The 15639-nt window shown below is 73.0% G+C and carries 15 protein-coding genes; 8 read left to right on the top strand and 7 right to left on the bottom strand.

Annotation, left to right across the window (positions count from 1 at the left end):
- Positions 1 to 122 precede the first annotated feature (122 nt).
- Entirely contained in the window at positions 123 to 1124 is a 1002-nt protein-coding gene (locus IF89_RS48975; RefSeq protein ID WP_051806655.1) for an AfsR/SARP family transcriptional regulator, read from the bottom strand.
- A gap of 176 nt (positions 1125 to 1300) precedes the next feature.
- Between IF89_RS48975 and IF89_RS0100195 the strand changes: the two genes are divergently transcribed.
- From IF89_RS0100195 to IF89_RS0100185, 3 genes are all read left to right on the top strand, one after another.
- Positions 1301 to 2902 (top strand): tryptophan halogenase family protein, encoded by a 1602-nt coding sequence (locus tag IF89_RS0100195; protein WP_030759121.1) that lies wholly within the window; start codon positions 1301 to 1303, stop codon positions 2900 to 2902.
- Between the two features lie 84 nt (positions 2903 to 2986).
- On the top strand, positions 2987 to 3607 hold the full coding sequence (locus IF89_RS37460; RefSeq protein WP_030759118.1) for a flavin reductase family protein: 621 nt from the start codon (positions 2987 to 2989) through the stop codon (positions 3605 to 3607).
- Positions 3594 to 4871, top strand: a complete 1278-nt coding sequence (locus IF89_RS0100185) for a cation:proton antiporter (RefSeq protein WP_051806654.1) — start codon at positions 3594 to 3596, stop codon at positions 4869 to 4871. Before IF89_RS37460 ends, IF89_RS0100185 begins: the two co-directional genes overlap by 14 nt.
- A 35-nt stretch (positions 4872 to 4906) precedes the next feature.
- On the opposite strand, the gene IF89_RS0100180 is transcribed toward IF89_RS0100185, so the two are convergent.
- Genes IF89_RS0100180 through IF89_RS0100165 form a run of 4 tightly spaced genes read right to left on the bottom strand, consistent with a single transcriptional unit; the run spans position 4907 to position 8058 of the window.
- A complete protein-coding gene (locus IF89_RS0100180) occupies positions 4907 to 5416 on the bottom strand; it encodes a GNAT family N-acetyltransferase (RefSeq protein WP_030759112.1) in 510 nt (169 codons plus the stop codon).
- A gap of 43 nt (positions 5417 to 5459) precedes the next feature.
- On the bottom strand, positions 5460 to 5888 hold the full coding sequence (locus IF89_RS0100175; protein WP_030759109.1) for a universal stress protein: 429 nt from the start codon (positions 5886 to 5888) through the stop codon (positions 5460 to 5462).
- 16 nt (positions 5889 to 5904) lie between these two features.
- Positions 5905 to 7413: an APC family permease gene (locus tag IF89_RS0100170; RefSeq protein ID WP_030759106.1), complete on the bottom strand. Its 1509-nt coding sequence runs from the start codon at positions 7411 to 7413 to the stop codon at positions 5905 to 5907.
- A gap of 51 nt (positions 7414 to 7464) precedes the next feature.
- Positions 7465 to 8058 (bottom strand): histidine phosphatase family protein, encoded by a 594-nt coding sequence (locus tag IF89_RS0100165; protein WP_030759103.1) that lies wholly within the window; start codon positions 8056 to 8058, stop codon positions 7465 to 7467.
- Between the two features lie 24 nt (positions 8059 to 8082).
- Here IF89_RS0100165 and IF89_RS0100160 point away from each other — a divergent pair, with 24 nt between their 5' ends.
- The 5 genes from IF89_RS0100160 to IF89_RS0100140 all read left to right on the top strand — a co-directional run bounded on the left by IF89_RS0100160 (position 8083) and on the right by IF89_RS0100140 (position 12744).
- Positions 8083 to 8886, top strand: a complete 804-nt coding sequence (locus tag IF89_RS0100160) for a YoaK family protein (protein ID WP_158717771.1) — start codon at positions 8083 to 8085, stop codon at positions 8884 to 8886.
- A 26-nt stretch (positions 8887 to 8912) separates the two neighbouring features.
- Positions 8913 to 9392 carry an Lrp/AsnC family transcriptional regulator gene (locus tag IF89_RS0100155; protein ID WP_030759096.1) on the top strand — a complete coding sequence of 160 codons (480 nt, stop codon included), beginning with the start codon at positions 8913 to 8915 and terminating at the stop codon, positions 9390 to 9392.
- A 45-nt stretch (positions 9393 to 9437) separates the two neighbouring features.
- Complete coding sequence (locus tag IF89_RS0100150; RefSeq protein ID WP_030759093.1) at positions 9438 to 10133, top strand: HAD family hydrolase; 696 nt, start codon at positions 9438 to 9440, stop codon at positions 10131 to 10133.
- Positions 10134 to 10200: 67 nt separating this feature from the next.
- On the top strand, positions 10201 to 11574 hold the full coding sequence (locus IF89_RS0100145) for a cytochrome P450 (protein WP_043192469.1): 1374 nt from the start codon (positions 10201 to 10203) through the stop codon (positions 11572 to 11574).
- 75 nt (positions 11575 to 11649) lie between these two features.
- Complete coding sequence (locus IF89_RS0100140; RefSeq protein WP_030759087.1) at positions 11650 to 12744, top strand: FAD-dependent oxidoreductase; 1095 nt, start codon at positions 11650 to 11652, stop codon at positions 12742 to 12744.
- Positions 12745 to 12864: 120 nt separating this feature from the next.
- On the opposite strand, the gene mltG is transcribed toward IF89_RS0100140, so the two are convergent.
- A complete protein-coding gene (mltG, locus tag IF89_RS0100135) occupies positions 12865 to 13710 on the bottom strand; it encodes an endolytic transglycosylase MltG (protein ID WP_030759084.1) in 846 nt (281 codons plus the stop codon).
- 63 nt (positions 13711 to 13773) lie between these two features.
- On the bottom strand, positions 13774 to 15636 hold the full coding sequence (locus IF89_RS0100130; RefSeq protein ID WP_051806652.1) for an ABC transporter ATP-binding protein: 1863 nt from the start codon (positions 15634 to 15636) through the stop codon (positions 13774 to 13776).
- Between the last annotated feature and the right edge of the window lie 3 nt (positions 15637 to 15639).

Genomic DNA, 15639 nt, shown 5'->3' with positions numbered 1-15639 from the left:
TCGCCGGGCGGTCTGGAGTCCTGGGGCGCGGTCGGCACGGTCAGCACGGTCACGGTGGGGTCCTCACTCGGTCGCGGGATTCACGGGGCTCGCCGAACAGCGGTGGCGCTGGACGGTGTCGGTCACGCGGTCGCGGGGTCGGCGGCGCGGGCCAGGACGGACGGGGCCCGGTTGTCGGGCCGGGCCCGGCGCACGGGGCGGGCCGGGGCGGGGCTGCGGACCTCGGCGCTCCACACGGGTGTCCCGGGCTGCCGCCCGGCGGGCCGCAGCGCGCGGACGGTGGCAGGGGCGCCGCCGACGGAGCCGGGCCCGGCGGGGCGTGGGGCGGCGGCGCGGGCGGCGGCCGGGATCAGGGTGCGCAGCAGCCGCTGGGTCTCCTGGCCGGGCGCCACGGCCAGTTCGTCGCGCAGGCGGCGGGCGCACAGCTCGTACCAGCGGCGCACGCAGGCCAGTTCGCCGCGCCGGCCGTGCGCCGCCATCAGCGCACGGTAGGTCTCCTCGTGGTGGCGGTCGATCTCCAGGGTGCGCTTGCAGAGTCCGATCAGCTCCACGAAGTCCTCGCGCTCCTCGGCGTCGGTGCGCAGCACGCCGAGCGCCCGCAGGGCCAGCGCCCTGAGGTACTCGCGCTGTTCGACGACCCAGTCGGCGCTCTCGCCGCGCAGGAACTCGCCGCCGTAGAGGTCGATCGCCGACCGCAGCCGGGTCCGGGCGAGCGCGGTGTCGCCGGCGGTGGCGGCGCGCAGGCCGGTGTGCACGAGCTCCTGGAAGCGGTCGAGGTCGGACCACAGGGCGGAGACGTTGAGGACGTAGCCGAAGTCGCGGTAGACCAGTTGTATCCCGGAGTCCCCCGGGTGGTCGGGGTGGGCGTCCAGCACGCGGCGCAGCGCGTGGGCGGCGACCTTGAGCGAACTGCCCGCGGTGCTGTCGGTGCCGGGCCACAGGGAGGCGTAGAGCCGGTCGCGGGTGAGCATCTGGCCGCGGTGGAGCACGAGGTACTGGAACAGTCCGCGGGCCTTGCCGGCCCGCCAGCGCCGTACGGGTGTGCCGTTCACGGTCAGCTCGAAATCGCCCAGGAAGCGGACGCGTACCGCCGGCCCCGCTGTCTCGGTCGCTGCGGTGGTCATCGCGTCCTCCCGGTCGTCGTCCGCCTGTGGCTGTGCCTGCGGGACGAGTCTGTTCGGGGGGCCTACAACGGGCCTACAACGGCTGGATCCTTTCGGTGTAGGGCGGTGATAGGGCGCTTTTCGACACTGATGAGCACGACCACCCGAACCGCCGACTCCGAAATGAGGGCTGTTTCATGACCAGCACCGACACCCGGCTTCAGAAGGTCGTCATCCTGGGAGGCGGCACGGCCGGCTGGATGACGGCCGCATATCTCGGCAAGGCGCTCCAGGGAACGGTCGACATCACCGTGCTCGAAGCGCCGACGATCCCGCGCATCGGAGTCGGCGAGGCCACCGTGCCCAATCTCCAGCGCTCGTTCTTCGACTACCTGGGGATCGCCGAGGACGAGTGGATGCGGGAGTGCAACGCCAGCTTCAAGATGGCCGTGCGCTTCGTGAACTGGCGGACCGGCGGACAGGGCGAGTCGACCGCCCGGGAGCTCCCGGGGGGCGGCCCGGACCACTTCTACCACCCCTTCGGGCTCCTGCCCGACTACGACCAGACGCCGCTGTCGCACTACTGGTTCAAGCGCAAGTACGAGGGCCGCACCACCGAGCCGTTCGACTACGCCTGCTTCCGCGAGCCTCCCGTGATGGATGCCATGAAGGCCCCGCGCTGGCTCGACGGCCGGCCCGCCACCCGGTACGCCTGGCACTTCGACGCCCAGCTGGTGGCCGACTTCCTGCGCCGCTTCGCCACCGAGAAGCAGGGCGTGAACCACGTCCAGGACGAGATGGTCCGGGTCGAGCAGGACTCCCGCGGGCACGTGACGGTGCTGCACACCAAGGGCGGACTGGCCCTGGACGCCGACCTGTTCGTGGACTGCTCGGGCTTCCGCGGGCTGCTGATCAACCAGGCGATGGAGGAGCCCTTCATCGACATGAGCGACCACCTGCTCTGCGACAGCGCGGTGGCGACGGCGGTGCCCCACGACGACGAGGCGGGCGGGGTCGAGCCGTACACCTCGGCGATCGCCATGTCCTCCGGCTGGGCCTGGAAGATCCCCATGCTGGGCCGTTTCGGCACCGGCTACGTCTACTCCAGCAAGTTCACCGACCAGGACACCGCCACCCGCGAGTTCGCCGACATGTGGGGTCTGGACGCGGAGGAGACGAAGTTCAACCACATTCGCTTCCGCGTCGGCCGCAACCGCCGCGCGTGGGTGAAGAATGTCGTCAGCATCGGCCTGTCGTCCTGCTTCCTGGAGCCGCTGGAGTCGACCGGCATCTACTTCATCACGGCCGCGATCTACCAGCTCGCCAAGCACTTCCCGGACAAGACCTTCAACGAGGGGCTGATCAACAGCTTCAACCACGAGATCGAGGTGATGTTCGACGACACCCGCGACTTCATCCAGGCGCACTTCTTCTACGCGCCGCGCAACGACACGCCGTTCTGGCAGGCCAACAAGAAGCTGGTCCTGCCCGACAACATCCAGCAGAAGATCTCCGCCTACAAGGCCGGCCTGCCCATCAACTCCCCGATCACCGACGAGTCCACGTACTACGGCAACTTCGAGGCGGAGTTCCGCAACTTCTGGACCAACGGCAGCTACTACTGCATCTTCGCCGGCCTCGGCCTGGAGCCGGACGCCCCGCTGCCCACCCTCGCGCACCGGCCCGAGTCGGTGGCGGCCGCCGAACCGCTCTTCGACACCGTCAAGCGCCAGCAGCAGAACCTGCTGGAGACCCTCCCCAGCGCGTACGACTACCTGCGCCAACTGCACGGCGCGTAAGGCCCCCCGCGACAGCGGCCCGGCAGCACGGCTCTTGGCCGGCTGCCGGGCCGTTGTCGCTTCCAGCCACCTCAGGAGTCAGACATGCCCCACCGCTCCGCGCCCCACCCCGCCGCACCGGACGAGTCGGACAGAGACCGGCACGCGGATCTGCGGCCCTTCATGGCCGCCTTCCCCACGGGGGTGTCCGTCGTGACCACCCTCGATGCGGACACCGTCCCGCACGGACTGACGTGCAGCTCCGTCGCGAGCGTCGCACTCGAACCGCCCACGGTCCTTGTGTGCATACGGTCGGCGAGCCCGACCCTCGCGGTGGTCCTCGCCCAGGGGGCGTTCGCGCTCAACCTGCTGCACGAGCGGGCCCGCGGCGCCTCCGACCTGTTCGCCTCGGGCGCTCCCGACCGCTTCGAGCGCGTCGAGTGGCGGCTGCCGCTGGGGGCGGGCGGGCCGCACCTGACCGCGGACGCGCACGCCGTGGCGGACTGCGCCGTGGTCCGGACCGTCGGGTTCGGCGATCACACCGCCGTGTTCGCCGAGGTCCGCCGGGTGACCGTGCGGGAGGACCCGCAGCCGCTGCTGTACGGCCTGCGCCGCTACGCCCGGTGGTCGCAGGCGGCCTCGGTCCCGCCGCCGGCCGCCCTTCCCGTCCCGTCCGCCGCTCTGCGCCCCGGCGCCCCCGAAGGAGGTACCCGTGTCGTCCGCTGATCCGCTGCCCGCCCTGCTGGTCGCCGTCCCCGCGGTGATCCTCGCCTGCCGGGCGGGAGCCGCGGTCTGCCGCCGGATCGGCCAGCCGCCGGTGGTGGGTGAGATCGCCACCGGCATCCTGCTGGGCCCGTCGCTGCTGGGCTGGATCTGGCCGGAGGCCCAGCACGCGCTGTTCCCCGCGTCCGTCCTTCCGTACACCTCGGTGCTGGGCCAGCTCGGCCTGCTCGCCTTCATGTTCCTGGTCGGGCTGGAGCTCGACCTCAAGAACCTGCGCGGCCACACCCGCGTCGCGGTCGCGGTGAGCCAGGCCGGGATGCTCCTGCCGCTGGTCCTGGGCGCGCTCCTGGCGACCGCGATGTACGGCGGCTTCGCCCCGGACGGCGTGGGCCGCATGCCGTTCACCCTGTTCATGGCCGTGGCCATGAGCATCACGGCCTTCCCCGTACTGGCCCGGATCCTCATCGACCGGGGACTGTACGGGACTCCGCTCGGGGCACTCGCCATGGCCTGCGCGGCCGTGGACGACGTCGTGGCGTGGTGCCTGCTGGCCGTGGTGGTGGCCCTGGCCTCGGCCGGGTCCCCGATGGAGGCGGCCACCACGGCCGGTCTCGCCGTCGCGTTCACCCTGCTGATGCTGTACGCGGTACGGCCGCTGCTGGCCCGCTGCGCGGCCCGCGCCGACCGGGCCGGGGACGCGACGGTCCTGGTCGCCCTCTTCAGCGGGCTGAGCCTGTCGGCGCTGGCCACCGACCGGATCGGCGTGCACGCGCTGTTCGGCGCTTTCCTGTTCGGCGTGATCACCCCGCGCGGCGGCGGGCGCATCGAGCGGGCGGCGGCCCGGCTGCGGGCCTTCACGGTGCCCGTGCTGCTGCCGCTGTTCTTCGTGCACACGGGGCTGCGCACCGACGTCGGGGGCCTGACGGCCTCGCCCGAGCTGTGGCTCTGGACGGCCGCCATCCTGGCGGTCGCCTTCCTCGGAAAATGGGGCGGAGCGGCGGGCGCGGCCCGGATCTGCGGAAGACCGTGGCGGGAGGCCCTGTCGATCGGCGCCCTGATGAACTGCCGCGGGCTGACCGAGCTGGTGGTGCTCAATGTCGGTCTGGAACTGGGCGTGATCGGACCGCAGTTGTTCACGATGCTGGTCCTGATGGCGCTGGTCACGACGGCGATCACCAGTCCGGCCCTGACCCGGCTGCGCGCCAAGGATGCGGCGGCGCCGCAGGAGGCGTCGGCCGCGCCGGAGGGCGCGCTCGCCCGCCCCTGAGGCCCGGATCCGGCCGGCGGGTTCCTGACGGCTGTTCAGGCACCCGCCGGTCGCTGCCGTGCCGCGCCCAGGTCCCGCACGTAGCGGATCGCGGGACGGCCGTCCAGGACGGTCTCCCCCACCGGCAGGAAGCCGGTGCGTTGCAGGACCGTGCGCGACCCGGTGTTGTCGACGGTCGCGGCGGCGCGCAGGAGGCGCAGGCCGTACGTGTCCGCGGCGAGCACCAGGGCCTGCCGGACCGCGTTGGTGGCCAGGCCCCGGCCGGCCGCCTCCTTCGCGACGCGGAAGCCCAGTTCCGCGGAGCCGTCCTCGACGTCGATCAGGTTGACCCTTCCGAGCACCTCCCCGTCCCCGCCGATGATCAGGTGGAGGTGGTCGCGGCCGGCCTCCTGTCCCGCGAGCAGTTCCGCGAGACGGGCGTCGAATTCGGCGAAGTACGCGTCCCCGCGGTCGGGCACCGACTCCGCGAAGTAGGCGCGGTTGGCGCGCTCGAACGCGAGGAGGGCCGGGGCGTGTTCGGCTCGGAGCCGCTGGAGTTCCGTCATCGGGGCATGGTAGGCGGGCGGGCGGCCGCCGCGCCTGTCCGTTTCAGCGCGGCGGGGCGTTCCCTGTGGGCACGCAGAGCACGGGGACGGGCGAGAGGTGCAGCAGCTTGTGCGGGGTGGACCCGAGGAGCGCGCCGCGCATGGGGCTGTCCCCCCAGCTGCCGACGATGATGACGCGGGCGCCGTGGCGTTCGGCGGCATCGAGCAGGGCCTGGGCGGGTTTGTCGTCGACGACCTCGACGGTGGAGGGGACCCCGGCGGCGTCCGCCTCCTCGACGGCGTGCGCGAGGGCGCTGCGGCCGGCCTGGCGGACGGCTTCGCGGTGGGCGCGGTACTCCTCGCCGGTGCTGCCGGGGGCGGCGGCTCCGTAGACGAGGACGAGTGGTTCGCCGAAGGCGGTGGCCACCTCCAGCGCCACGGACAGGGCCCGTTCCGCGCCGGGTGATTCGTCGTATCCGAGGACCACGGACATCGCGTCTCCTGCCTCCTCAGCGTTTACGGGCGTGGACGAGGGCGGGGTCGACCACTCCGCGGCGCTCCTGCCAGAACCTGCCGTCGCGTACCCGCCAGAAGGACATCACAAGCACGCCGACGAGCGCGATCGCGATCCCGATGACCAGGGGCGGTCCGAGCCCGAACCAGGAGACGCCGCTGGCGGAGTTCTCCGGGTTCGCCATGTCGCCGATCGACTCGACCAGCAGCCAGATGAGCAGACCGGCTCCGACCACCGGGCCGACGCCGATGAGCAGGAGGTTGTGCGGTCCCTCCAGCAGGTGGCGGCGGTAGTAGACGGCGCAGGCCAGGCCGGTGAGCGCGTAGTAGAAGGCGATGAGCAGGGACAGCGCGGTGAGCGAGTCCAGGAGCGCGTTCTCGCTGATCTGGTTGACGACGAGGTACCAGCCGATGGCGATGCCGGCCACCCACCAGGTGCTCACGTCCGGGGTGCGGAACCGCGGGTGGATGTGTGCGAGGTGCGGCGGCAGGGCGTGCCGGCGGGCCATGGACAGGGCGGTGCGGGAGGCGGGGATGATCGTGGTCTGCGTGGAGGCGAGCGCGGAGGTGCAGACGGCGAGGAGCACCACCCAGTCCCAGCCGCCCATGACCTCGTGGGCGAGCACCGCGAAGACGGCTTCCTCCTCGGCGGCGTTCTCGGCGAGGAAGACGGTGCCCGCGTAGCCGACGACGGCGATGCACACGGACAGGTAGGTGACCAGGAGGATCACGGTCGACCAGATCCCGGCACGGCCGGGGGCGGTCGCGGAGTTCTCGACCTCCTCGGTGAGGTTGACCGCCGATTCCCAGCCCCAGTACATGAACACGCCGAGCAGCAGTCCGCCGGTGAGGGCGGCGCCGCCCGCGCCGAAGGGGTTGAGCCAGCTGATGGACGGCTCGATCTCCTCCAGGGTGCTGGTGCCGGCGTAGATGCGGTAGAGGGCGACCACCGCGAAGGCCAGGAGGAAGAAGACCTGGGCGAGGATGAGGACGTCCTGGACGTGCGCCGACAGTTCGGTGCCGATGACGCAGATCGCGGTCATGGCCAGGATCACCGCGACGGTGAGGCCCTGCCGGATCCAGGCGTTGGCCGCCCAGTCGTCCAGCCCGAGGGCGAGCAGTCCGAAGTTGACGGCCACGTCCGCGAGCGAGCCGATGACGAGCACGCCCGTCATGGCGATCGCCCAGCCGCCGAGCCAGCCGGCCCACGGGCCCATGGCCCGGGTGACCCAGGAGAAGGTGGTGCCGCAGTCCTGGTCGACCTTGTTCAGGTAGTAGAAGGCGGCGGCGATCATCAGCATCGGCACGAAGGAGGCCAGGATCACGCCCGGCGCGTAGATCCCGACCAGGGCCACGATCGGCCCGAGGACGGCGGCCAGGGAGTAGGCGGGCGAGGTCGAGTTCAGACCGATGACGAGCGCGTCGAGGAATCCGATCGCGCCGGCCCTGAGCCCCGCTTCCTGGGTGGGCGTCGCGGGGCGGTCGCCCGCAGCGTCATGGCTCATGTACGCATGTTCACGCAGGCGGCCCCGGCGCGCGAGGCGAGAGGACGCGGGTCAGGGGCGGGTGTTCCAGCCCGCGATCACCGGGAGGCCGTGCTCGGTGGACAGTGCGCTGACGGTGCCCGTGCGCAGCAGGAAGAGCCGGCCCTGCTCGGGCTCCAGGCGCAGGTAGCGGGCGGTCAGGACGCGCAGGAGGTGGCCGTGGGCGACGAGGACCACGTCGCCGTCGTCCGCCCGCAGCACGGGGGCCACCCTGGCCAGGACCCGGTCGGCGCGGGCGCCGACCTGGGCGGCGCTCTCGCCGGGATGGTCGGCGTCGCCGGGCGGCACGCCGTGGGTCCACAGGGACCAGTCGGGCGTGGTGCGGTGGATCTCCGCGCTGGTGATGCCCTCGTAGGCGCCGTAGTCCCACTCGTACAGGTCGGAGTCGATGCCGGCGCCGGCGAGGCCGGCCAGCTCGGCGGTGGCGACGGCCCGGCGCAGGGGGCTGGTGAGCACCAGGGCCGGTCGCCGGTCCTGGAAGTACGGGGCCAGGGAGATGGCCTCCTCGACGCCGCGCGCGGTCAGCGGTACGTCGGTGCGCCCGGTGTGCCGCCCGTCGGCGCTCCAGGCGGTCTCACCGTGTCTCACCAGCATCAGGTCGCTCACCCTCCGGACCCTATGCCTTCCGGCATGTCGACAGGCCGGGACCGGGCGGGCGTGTCACTGTCGGGCGTCATGGACGAGGACCGGAAGGCCGTGCGGACGGCGGGTTCGCAGCTCCCGCCGCACATGCCGGCGTTGATGGTCGCCCTGACCGGGGTGACCGGGGTGGTCGAGGCGGTGAGCCTGCTGGCGCTCGGGCCCGCCTTCACGGCGATGCAGACCGGCAACGTGCTCTTCCTCGCCTTCGGTGCCGCGCAGGCGGGCGACCTGCCGACGCTGCCCGCCGGGGTCTCGCTGGCCGCGTTCGTCCTCGGGGTGGTCTGCGGCTCGCACCTGGAGGCCGTGACGGAGTCCCGGGGGAGGCACTGGTTCGTCCTCGGCCTGGTCGTCGAGTCGGGGCTCCTGGCGGCCGCCGCGGCCGCGGCCTGGGGGCTGGCCCCGCAGTACGGGACACCGGACGCGCGGCACCTGGCGGTGATGGCGGTGGTGGCGCTGGCGATGGGGGTGCGCAACACCACCATCATGCGGGCGAACGTGCCGGGCGTGCCGACGACACTGGTCACCCGGTCCATGACGGCGTTCCTCGGCGGCTCGGCCATGGGGCGCGACGCCGTCTACGGGTACGGCACGGCCGGATGGCAGCTGCGCGGCCTGTCCGTTCTCGCCATGTTCACCGGCGGGGCGCTCGGGGCGCTGCTGATCCGGGCCGGCTGCGCGGTGGGCTGGCTCCTGCTGCCGGCCGCCGTCGCGGTGCTGGTGGTGGGCCTGGCCTACCGGGGGCAGCCCGCGCTGCGCACCGGTCAGGCCCCTGGCCGGGAAGGATCGCGCTGAACTGCGCCGTTGGTAGAGTCCCCATCATGGCGGTGGACGAGCTCGACACCAGAATCCTGCGCCTGCTGATCGAGCAGCCGCGCACCAGCGTCCGCGAGTACGCCCGGATCCTCGGTGTCGCGCGCGGCACCCTCCAGGCCCGGCTCGACCGGCTGGAGCGCACCGGCGTGATCACCGGGAGCGGGCCGGTGCTCTCCCCCGCGGCCCTCGGCCATCCGGTGCTGGCTTTCGTGCACATCGAGGTGACCCAGGGCCATCTGGACGACGTGGGCGACGCGCTGGCCGCCGTACCCGAGATCATCGAGGCCTTCTCGATCACCGGCGGCGGGGACCTGCTGACCCGTGTGGCGGCCCGGGACAACGCCCATCTGGAGGACGTGATCCAGCGGCTGATCCAGCTCCCCGGTGTGGTCCGCACCCGGACGGAGGTGGCGCTGCGCGAGCGGGTGCCGCACCGGCTCCTGCCACTGGTCGAAGAGGTGGGGAGGAACGCCCGCACAACCTGACACGACGGCCGGGACTGAACGCGACCTGCAGGACGGACACATCGAATGATTTCCGTCATATTCGATCTCGATGGCACCCTCGTGGACAGCGAGCCGAACTACTACGAGTCCGGACGCCGCACCTTGGAGCGGCACGGCGTCCCCGACTTCACGTGGGAGCAGCACTCCCGCTTCATCGGCATCGGCACGCTGGAGACGCTGGAGATCCTCAAGGACCGGTACAGCATCCCGGCACCGGTGGAGCAGCTGCTCACCGAGCAGAACGCCGCCTATCTGGACCTCGCCCGCACCCGGACCGAGGTCTTCCCTCAGATGCGCAGGCTCGTCGAGCGGCTGAGCGCCGAGGGGGCGGCGATGGCCGTGGCCTCCGGTTCCTCGCGGGAGGCGATCGACGCCGTCCTGGCGGGCACCGGCCTGGACGCGCTGCTGACCACGGTGGTATCGGCCGAGGAGGTCGCGCAGGGCAAGCCCGCTCCGGACGTGTTCCTGGAGGCCGCCCGCCGGCTGGGGGCGCAACCGGCCGACTGCGTGGTCGTGGAGGACGCGGTGCCGGGGGTGCGGGCCGCGCGCGCCGCCGGCATGGACTGTGTCGTGGTGCCGTACTCGCCCGACATCGCGGACGACCCGGCCTGCGCGGGCGCCGGGCTCCTCTTCCGGGGCGGGCAACCGGAGTTCGGCGCGGACGCCGCGTACCGGTGGCTGGCAGCTCGCGCGGCGCGCACGGGGCACCGGACCGGCTGACGGTGTCGGCGGTGCCGGGCCGGGTGCGCCTCTGGCGCCCTGTCGGCGCGGCTGTCACCATGCGGGCGTGACCGCGACCCTGCCCCCGGGCTCCCGCGGCGGCGGCCCGCGCCGCTGGCCCCTGCTCGGGAACCTGCCCGCCTTCGCCCGCGATCCCCTGGCCTTCTTCGAGTCCCTGCGCGACGACCACGGGGACTGGGTGTCGTGGTCCCTCGGCCCTCGGCGCAACGTGCTGGTCTCCCGCCCCGAGCACGCCGGCGAGCTGCTGGCCGCCGTGGAATCCACCTTCGCGCCGAGCGAGCTGGGCTGGGCGTTTCGCCATTTGCTGGGCAATGGAGTGGTCGTCGCCACCGGGGACGACTGGCGGCGCAAGCGGGCCCTGGTCCAGCCGGCCGTCCGGCCGCGGCAGGTGCGCTCGTACGCCGCCACGATGGTGGAGTGCGCGGACGCGCTGGCCGGCGGCTGGCGGGAGGGCGACCGGATCGACGTGCACCGGGAGATGGCCGGACTCACGCAGCGCATCGCCGTGCGCACGCTGTTCGGCAGCGACGCGGCGGGCCGGGAGGAGCCCATCAGCACGGCCATGGCCACGGCCCAGCGCGAACTGGGGGCGGAGTTCCGGGGGCTGACGCTGTTCCTGCCGCCGTGGGTGCGCACTCCGGGCCGGCGCCGCATGCGGGAGGCCGTCGCGGTGCTCGACCGGGAGATCGAGCACGTCATCCGGGAACACGAGGCGGCTTCGCAGGCCGGGGTGGAGCGCGACGACCTGCTGAGCCGCCTGCTCGCGGCGCGCGGGGAGCACGGCGGCCCCCTGTCCCGCACGGAGCTGCGGGACGAGTCGATCACCCTCTACATCGGCGGGCACGAGACCACCTCGACCACCCTGACCTGGGCCTGGCAGCTGCTGTCCGGGGCACCGCGGGCCCGGGCCCGGCTGACGGAGGAGCTGGAGCGCGTGCTCGGGGGGCGGCTGCCTGCGTACGACGACTACGCGCGGCTCCCGTGGACCCGGCAGGTGGTCAAGGAGACGCTGCGCCTCTATCCGCCCATCTGGCTGATCTCGGCGGTCGCGACCGAGGGGGCGACGATCGGCGGGAGGCCCGTCCCGGCGGGAACGTCGGTGTGGACCAGTCCCTGGTCGGTGCACCGCGACCGGCGGTGGTTCCCGGACCCGGAGTCCTTCCGCCCCGAGCGGTGGGACGACGCCGCCCGGCACCCGGTGCCCGAGCACGCCTGGTTCCCCTTCGGCGGCGGCCCTCGGGCCTGCCTGGGCGCCCGGTTCGCCCTGGTGGAGGCCACCCTCGTGCTGGCGGTGCTGGGGCAGCGGTTCCACCTGGACAGCGGCGGCGAACCGGCCCGGGTGTTCCCCGGCCTCACGCTCCAGCCGGACGGGCCGGTCCTGGCCACGCTGCGTCGGCCCGCCGCCGCCCGTCGGGCCTGAGGGCGGATCATGCCGGGCTCGCGGGGTGGGAAGAACCGGTGACCCCCGCGAGTTGGTAGAACCGTGAACGAACTCATGGGGTACGCGGGCACCGGTGCGGACACGGAGACGGACGTGGACGTGGTGGTCATCGGCGCCGGGCAGGCGGGCCTGTCCGGCGCGTACCACCTGACACGGGCGGGGCTCGACCACGTGGTCCTCGACCATGCGCCCCGCCCGGGCGGGGCCTGGCAGTTCCGCTGGCCCTCGCTCACCTACGGCAAGGTCCACGGCATGCATGCACTGCCCGGCATGGAACTGACCGGCGCCGACCCGCTGCGCCCCTCGTCGGAGGTGGTCGGGGAGTACTTCGCAGCCTACGAGGACCGCTTCGACCTGCGCGTACGGCGGCCCGTTCACGTGTCGGCCGTGCGGGAGGGCGACGGCGGGCGGCTGCGTGTGGACACCTCGGCCGGAGTGTGGTCGGCGAGGGCCCTGATCAACGCCACCGGGACCTGGGACCGGCCGTTCTGGCCCCGTTACCCCGGGCAGGAGGCGTTCCGCGGCCGCCAGCTGCACACCGCGGGCTATGCCGGGCCGCAGGAGTTCGCCGGCAAGCGGGTGATCGTGGTCGGCGGCGGCACGTCGGCGGTCCAGCACCTGCTGGAGATCGCCGAGGTGGCTGCGGAGACCACCTGGGTGACCAGGCGGCCGCCGGTCTTCCGCGACGGGGGCTTCGGCGAGGCCGAGGGGCGGGCCGCGGTCGCGCTGGTGGACGAGCGGGTGCGGCGGGGGCTGCCGCCGCAGAGCGTGGTCAGCGTGACGGGCCTGCCGTTGAACGAGGCCGTCCGGGCCGGCCTGGCCTCCGGCGTCCTGGACCGCCGTCCGGTGTTCGACCGGATCACCCCCACGGGGGCCGTGTGGGCGGACGGCAGCCGGGTGGAGGCGGACGTCATCCTGTGGGCCACCGGGTTCCGGGCGGCCGTCGACCACCTGGCGCCGCTGCGCCTGCGCGAGCCGGGCGGCGGCATCCGGGTCGAGGGGACCCGCGCGGTCCGTGACGAGCGGGTCCACCTGGTCGGCTACGGCCCGTCCGCCTCGACCGTCGGCGCCAACCGCGCGGGCGGCGCGGCGGTCCGCGAGATCCGCCGCCTGCTGGCCCGGGAGCGGGCCGCCGTGCCCGTACCCTGATCCGGGCCGATCGCCGTCAGGACTTCCCCGGCCGTGTCGTGCCGTTCCCCCGCCCGGCGGGGTCCCGCACGTACACCTGCCGGGCGGCCGGCGCCGCTGTGCGGAGGGGGCCGCACCGGCTCAGCCGGAGCGCGGGCCGGCGTGGGCGCGGCGCTTGTTGAATTCCGCGACGTGCTTCCTGTGCTCCTCGTACGTCGCCGAGAAGCGGGTGTCCCCCGGCTCGACGGTGACGAAGTAGAGCCAGTCGCCCGGCGTGGGGGCGACGGCCGCCGCCATCGCCGCCAGACCCGGGTTGTCGATCGGGGTCGGGGGGAGGCCCTGGCGTTCGTACGTGTTGAAGGGGCTGTCGATGCGGGTGTCGCCCAGGGTGGTGTCCACCGTGCTGCGGTTCAGCGCGTAGTTGATGGTGGAGTCCATCTGGAGCGGCATCGACCTCGCGAGCCGGTTGTGCACCACCCGCGCGACCTTCCCCATGTCGGCGCGGTTCTCGGCCTCCGCCTCGATGATGCTGGCCATCGTCGCCGTCTGGTACGGGGTCATCCCGTGGGCCCTGCCGCCGTCGGTCACCGCCTTGGTGGCGAGCTTCCGGTTGGCCGTGTGCACCATGTGGGCGAGGAGGGCGGCCGGGGTGGTCTTCGAGGTCAGCGGGTACGTCGCCGGGAAGAGGTAGCCCTCCGGATTGCCCTTGGCCTCCGCGGGCAGTGCAAGCGGGGCGGTGGCCGCTGCCGACTTCGCGGTCCCCGGCGGGAGCTCCAGTGCACGGTCGACGGCGGCGTACACCTGCGTCGCGCGCCAGCCCTCGGGGATCACCAGCAGGCGGGGCTTTTCGGGCGCCTCCCCGCCCCGCAGGAGCGGGACCATAACGGCCGCACCGGCGGTGAGAAGCAGCACGCCGAGGAAGAGCGCACGTCGGCCCCGGCGGGTGAGCCGGGATCGGGCCTGGGGCGGCCGGTACTCATGACTCATGCGGGAACGCTAACCCGCAAGTCGTTACTTTTCCGACATTCGACCCGTGTGCCGGTCATACGGTCACACATTCACAGGGGCGAGCTGCGCGCCCTCGGGCGGCTCGGGGGCCGGCGCCGCGTCCCGGTCCCGGCGGACCAGGGCCGCGTACCGGCCGTCCGCCTTCAGCAGCTCCTCGTGGGTGCCCCGCTCGGCTATGCGGCCGCCGTCGAGGACCACGATCTGGTCGGCGTCGCGCACGGTGGACAGGCGGTGCGCGATGGTGATGGTGGTGCGGCCCGCGGACAGGCGGTCGAGGGCCTGCTGGACGGCGTGCTCGGTGCGCGTGTCGAGGGCGCTGGTGGCCTCGTCGAGGATGAGCACCGGCGGGTCCCTGAGGATGGTGCGGGCGATGGCCAGGCGCTGCTTCTCACCCCCGGAGAAGCGGTGGCCGCGCTCCCCCACCAGGGTGTCGTAGCCGTCGGGCAGGGACGCGATGTGGTCGTGGATCTGTGCGGCGCGGGCGGCCGCGGTGATCTCCTCGTCCGTGGCGTCCGGTTTGGCGAAGCGCAGGTTGTCCGCGACCGAGGCGTGGAAGAGGTAGGTCTCCTGGGAGACCACCCCGATGGAGCGGGCCAGCGAGTCGAAGTCGAGGTCGCGCACGTCGACGCCGTCGATGGCGACCCGTCCGCCGGTCACGTCGTAGAGCCGCGGCACGAGGTGGCCGAGGGTGCTCTTGCCGGACCCCGTCGGACCGACCACGGCGAGCGAGCCGCCGGCCGGGACGGTGATGTCGATCCCCGAGAGGGTCGGGCCGTTCTCGGCGCCGTAGGTGAAGTGCACGTCCTCCAGGGCGACCTCCCCCTTGGCCCGGTCCAGCCGGACCGGGTCGGCGCGCTCGGTGATGTCCACCGGCAGGTCGAGGTACTCGAAGATGCGGGCGAACAGCGCGAGCGACGTCTGGATCTGCACCCCGGTCGACAGCAGGCTCACGGCGGGCCGGAAGAGCCCCTGCTGGAGGGTGACGAAGGCGACGAGCGTACCGACGGACAGCGAGGGGGCGCCGCTCTGGAGGGCGATGCCGGCGGCCCAGTAGATCAGCGCGGGCATGGCGGCCATGACGATGCCGATGGTGGACATCCGCCAGCGCCCGGCCATGCTGGAGCGCACCTCCAGGTCGACGAGCTTCTCGGACTCCGCGGAGAAGGCGGCCGTGAGCGACTCGGAACGGCCCATGGTGCGGCCGAGCAGGATGCCGCTCACCGAGAGCGACTCGGTGACCGTCGCGGCCATGGCGGCCATCTGCTTCTGCCGCTGCGTCGTGATCCTCTTGCGCTCGTGCCCCACCCGCCGGCTGATCCACACGAAGACGGGGAGCAGGAGCAGCGAGACCAGGGTGAGCCGCCAGTCGAGCGCCAGCATGGCGACCACGGTGGCGATGACCGCCGTCAGGTTCGAGACCAGCGAGGTCGCCGTGGAGGTGACGGTGGCCTGCATGCCGCCGATGTCGTTGGCGATGCGGGACTGCACCTCCCCGGTGCGGGTCCGGGTGAAGAAGGCGAGCGGCATCCGCTGGAGCTGGGCGTAGACGGCGGTGCGCAGGTCGTGCATGACGCGCTGGCCCACCGTGGTGGATATGAGCGTCTGGAGGACGCCGAAGACGCTGGTGACGACGGCGGTGAGGATCATGCCGAGCGCCAGCAGGCTGAGCAGTCCGGTGCGGCCCTGGGGGATCGCGACGTCCAGGATCTCCTTGAGCAGGAACGGCGAGGCCACGCCGACCAGCGAGGAGGCGCAGACGAGCAGGCCGACGACGGCGAGCCGGCCGCGGTAGGGCCGGAACAGCGCCACGATCCGGCGCAGCTCCCTGGGCTGGTCCGCCGGGGCGGGGCGGGTGGGGTCGAGGGGGTCGGTCGATGGGGTCCACTTCGGTTCGTCGTGCGGCATGGG

Source organism: Streptomyces sp. NRRL F-2664 (genome assembly GCF_000719345.1).
GTDB lineage: Bacteria > Actinomycetota > Actinomycetes > Streptomycetales > Streptomycetaceae > Streptomyces.
Note: the sequence above shows the minus strand (reverse complement) of the source record. Positions and strands in the feature narration are given on the sequence as shown.

Excerpts from the sequence above, each read along its gene's own strand:
- IF89_RS48975 (WP_051806655.1), bottom strand. The coding sequence starts at position 1,124 with ATGACCACCGCAGCGACCGAGACAGCGGGGCCGGCGGTACGCGTCCGC.
- IF89_RS0100195 (WP_030759121.1), top strand. The coding sequence starts at position 1,301 with ATGACCAGCACCGACACCCGGCTTCAGAAGGTCGTCATCCTGGGAGGC.
- IF89_RS37460 (WP_030759118.1), top strand. The coding sequence starts at position 2,987 with ATGCCCCACCGCTCCGCGCCCCACCCCGCCGCACCGGACGAGTCGGAC.
- IF89_RS0100180 (WP_030759112.1), bottom strand. The coding sequence starts at position 5,416 with ATGACGGAACTCCAGCGGCTCCGAGCCGAACACGCCCCGGCCCTCCTC.
- IF89_RS0100175 (WP_030759109.1), bottom strand. The coding sequence starts at position 5,888 with ATGTCCGTGGTCCTCGGATACGACGAATCACCCGGCGCGGAACGGGCC.
- IF89_RS0100170 (WP_030759106.1), bottom strand. The coding sequence starts at position 7,413 with ATGAGCCATGACGCTGCGGGCGACCGCCCCGCGACGCCCACCCAGGAA.
- IF89_RS0100160 (WP_158717771.1), top strand. The coding sequence starts at position 8,083 with ATGTCGACAGGCCGGGACCGGGCGGGCGTGTCACTGTCGGGCGTCATG.
- IF89_RS0100155 (WP_030759096.1), top strand. The coding sequence starts at position 8,913 with ATGGCGGTGGACGAGCTCGACACCAGAATCCTGCGCCTGCTGATCGAG.
- IF89_RS0100150 (WP_030759093.1), top strand. The coding sequence starts at position 9,438 with ATGATTTCCGTCATATTCGATCTCGATGGCACCCTCGTGGACAGCGAG.
- IF89_RS0100140 (WP_030759087.1), top strand. The coding sequence starts at position 11,650 with ATGGGGTACGCGGGCACCGGTGCGGACACGGAGACGGACGTGGACGTG.
- mltG (WP_030759084.1), bottom strand. The coding sequence starts at position 13,710 with ATGAGTCATGAGTACCGGCCGCCCCAGGCCCGATCCCGGCTCACCCGC.
- IF89_RS0100130 (WP_051806652.1), bottom strand. The coding sequence starts at position 15,636 with ATGCCGCACGACGAACCGAAGTGGACCCCATCGACCGACCCCCTCGAC.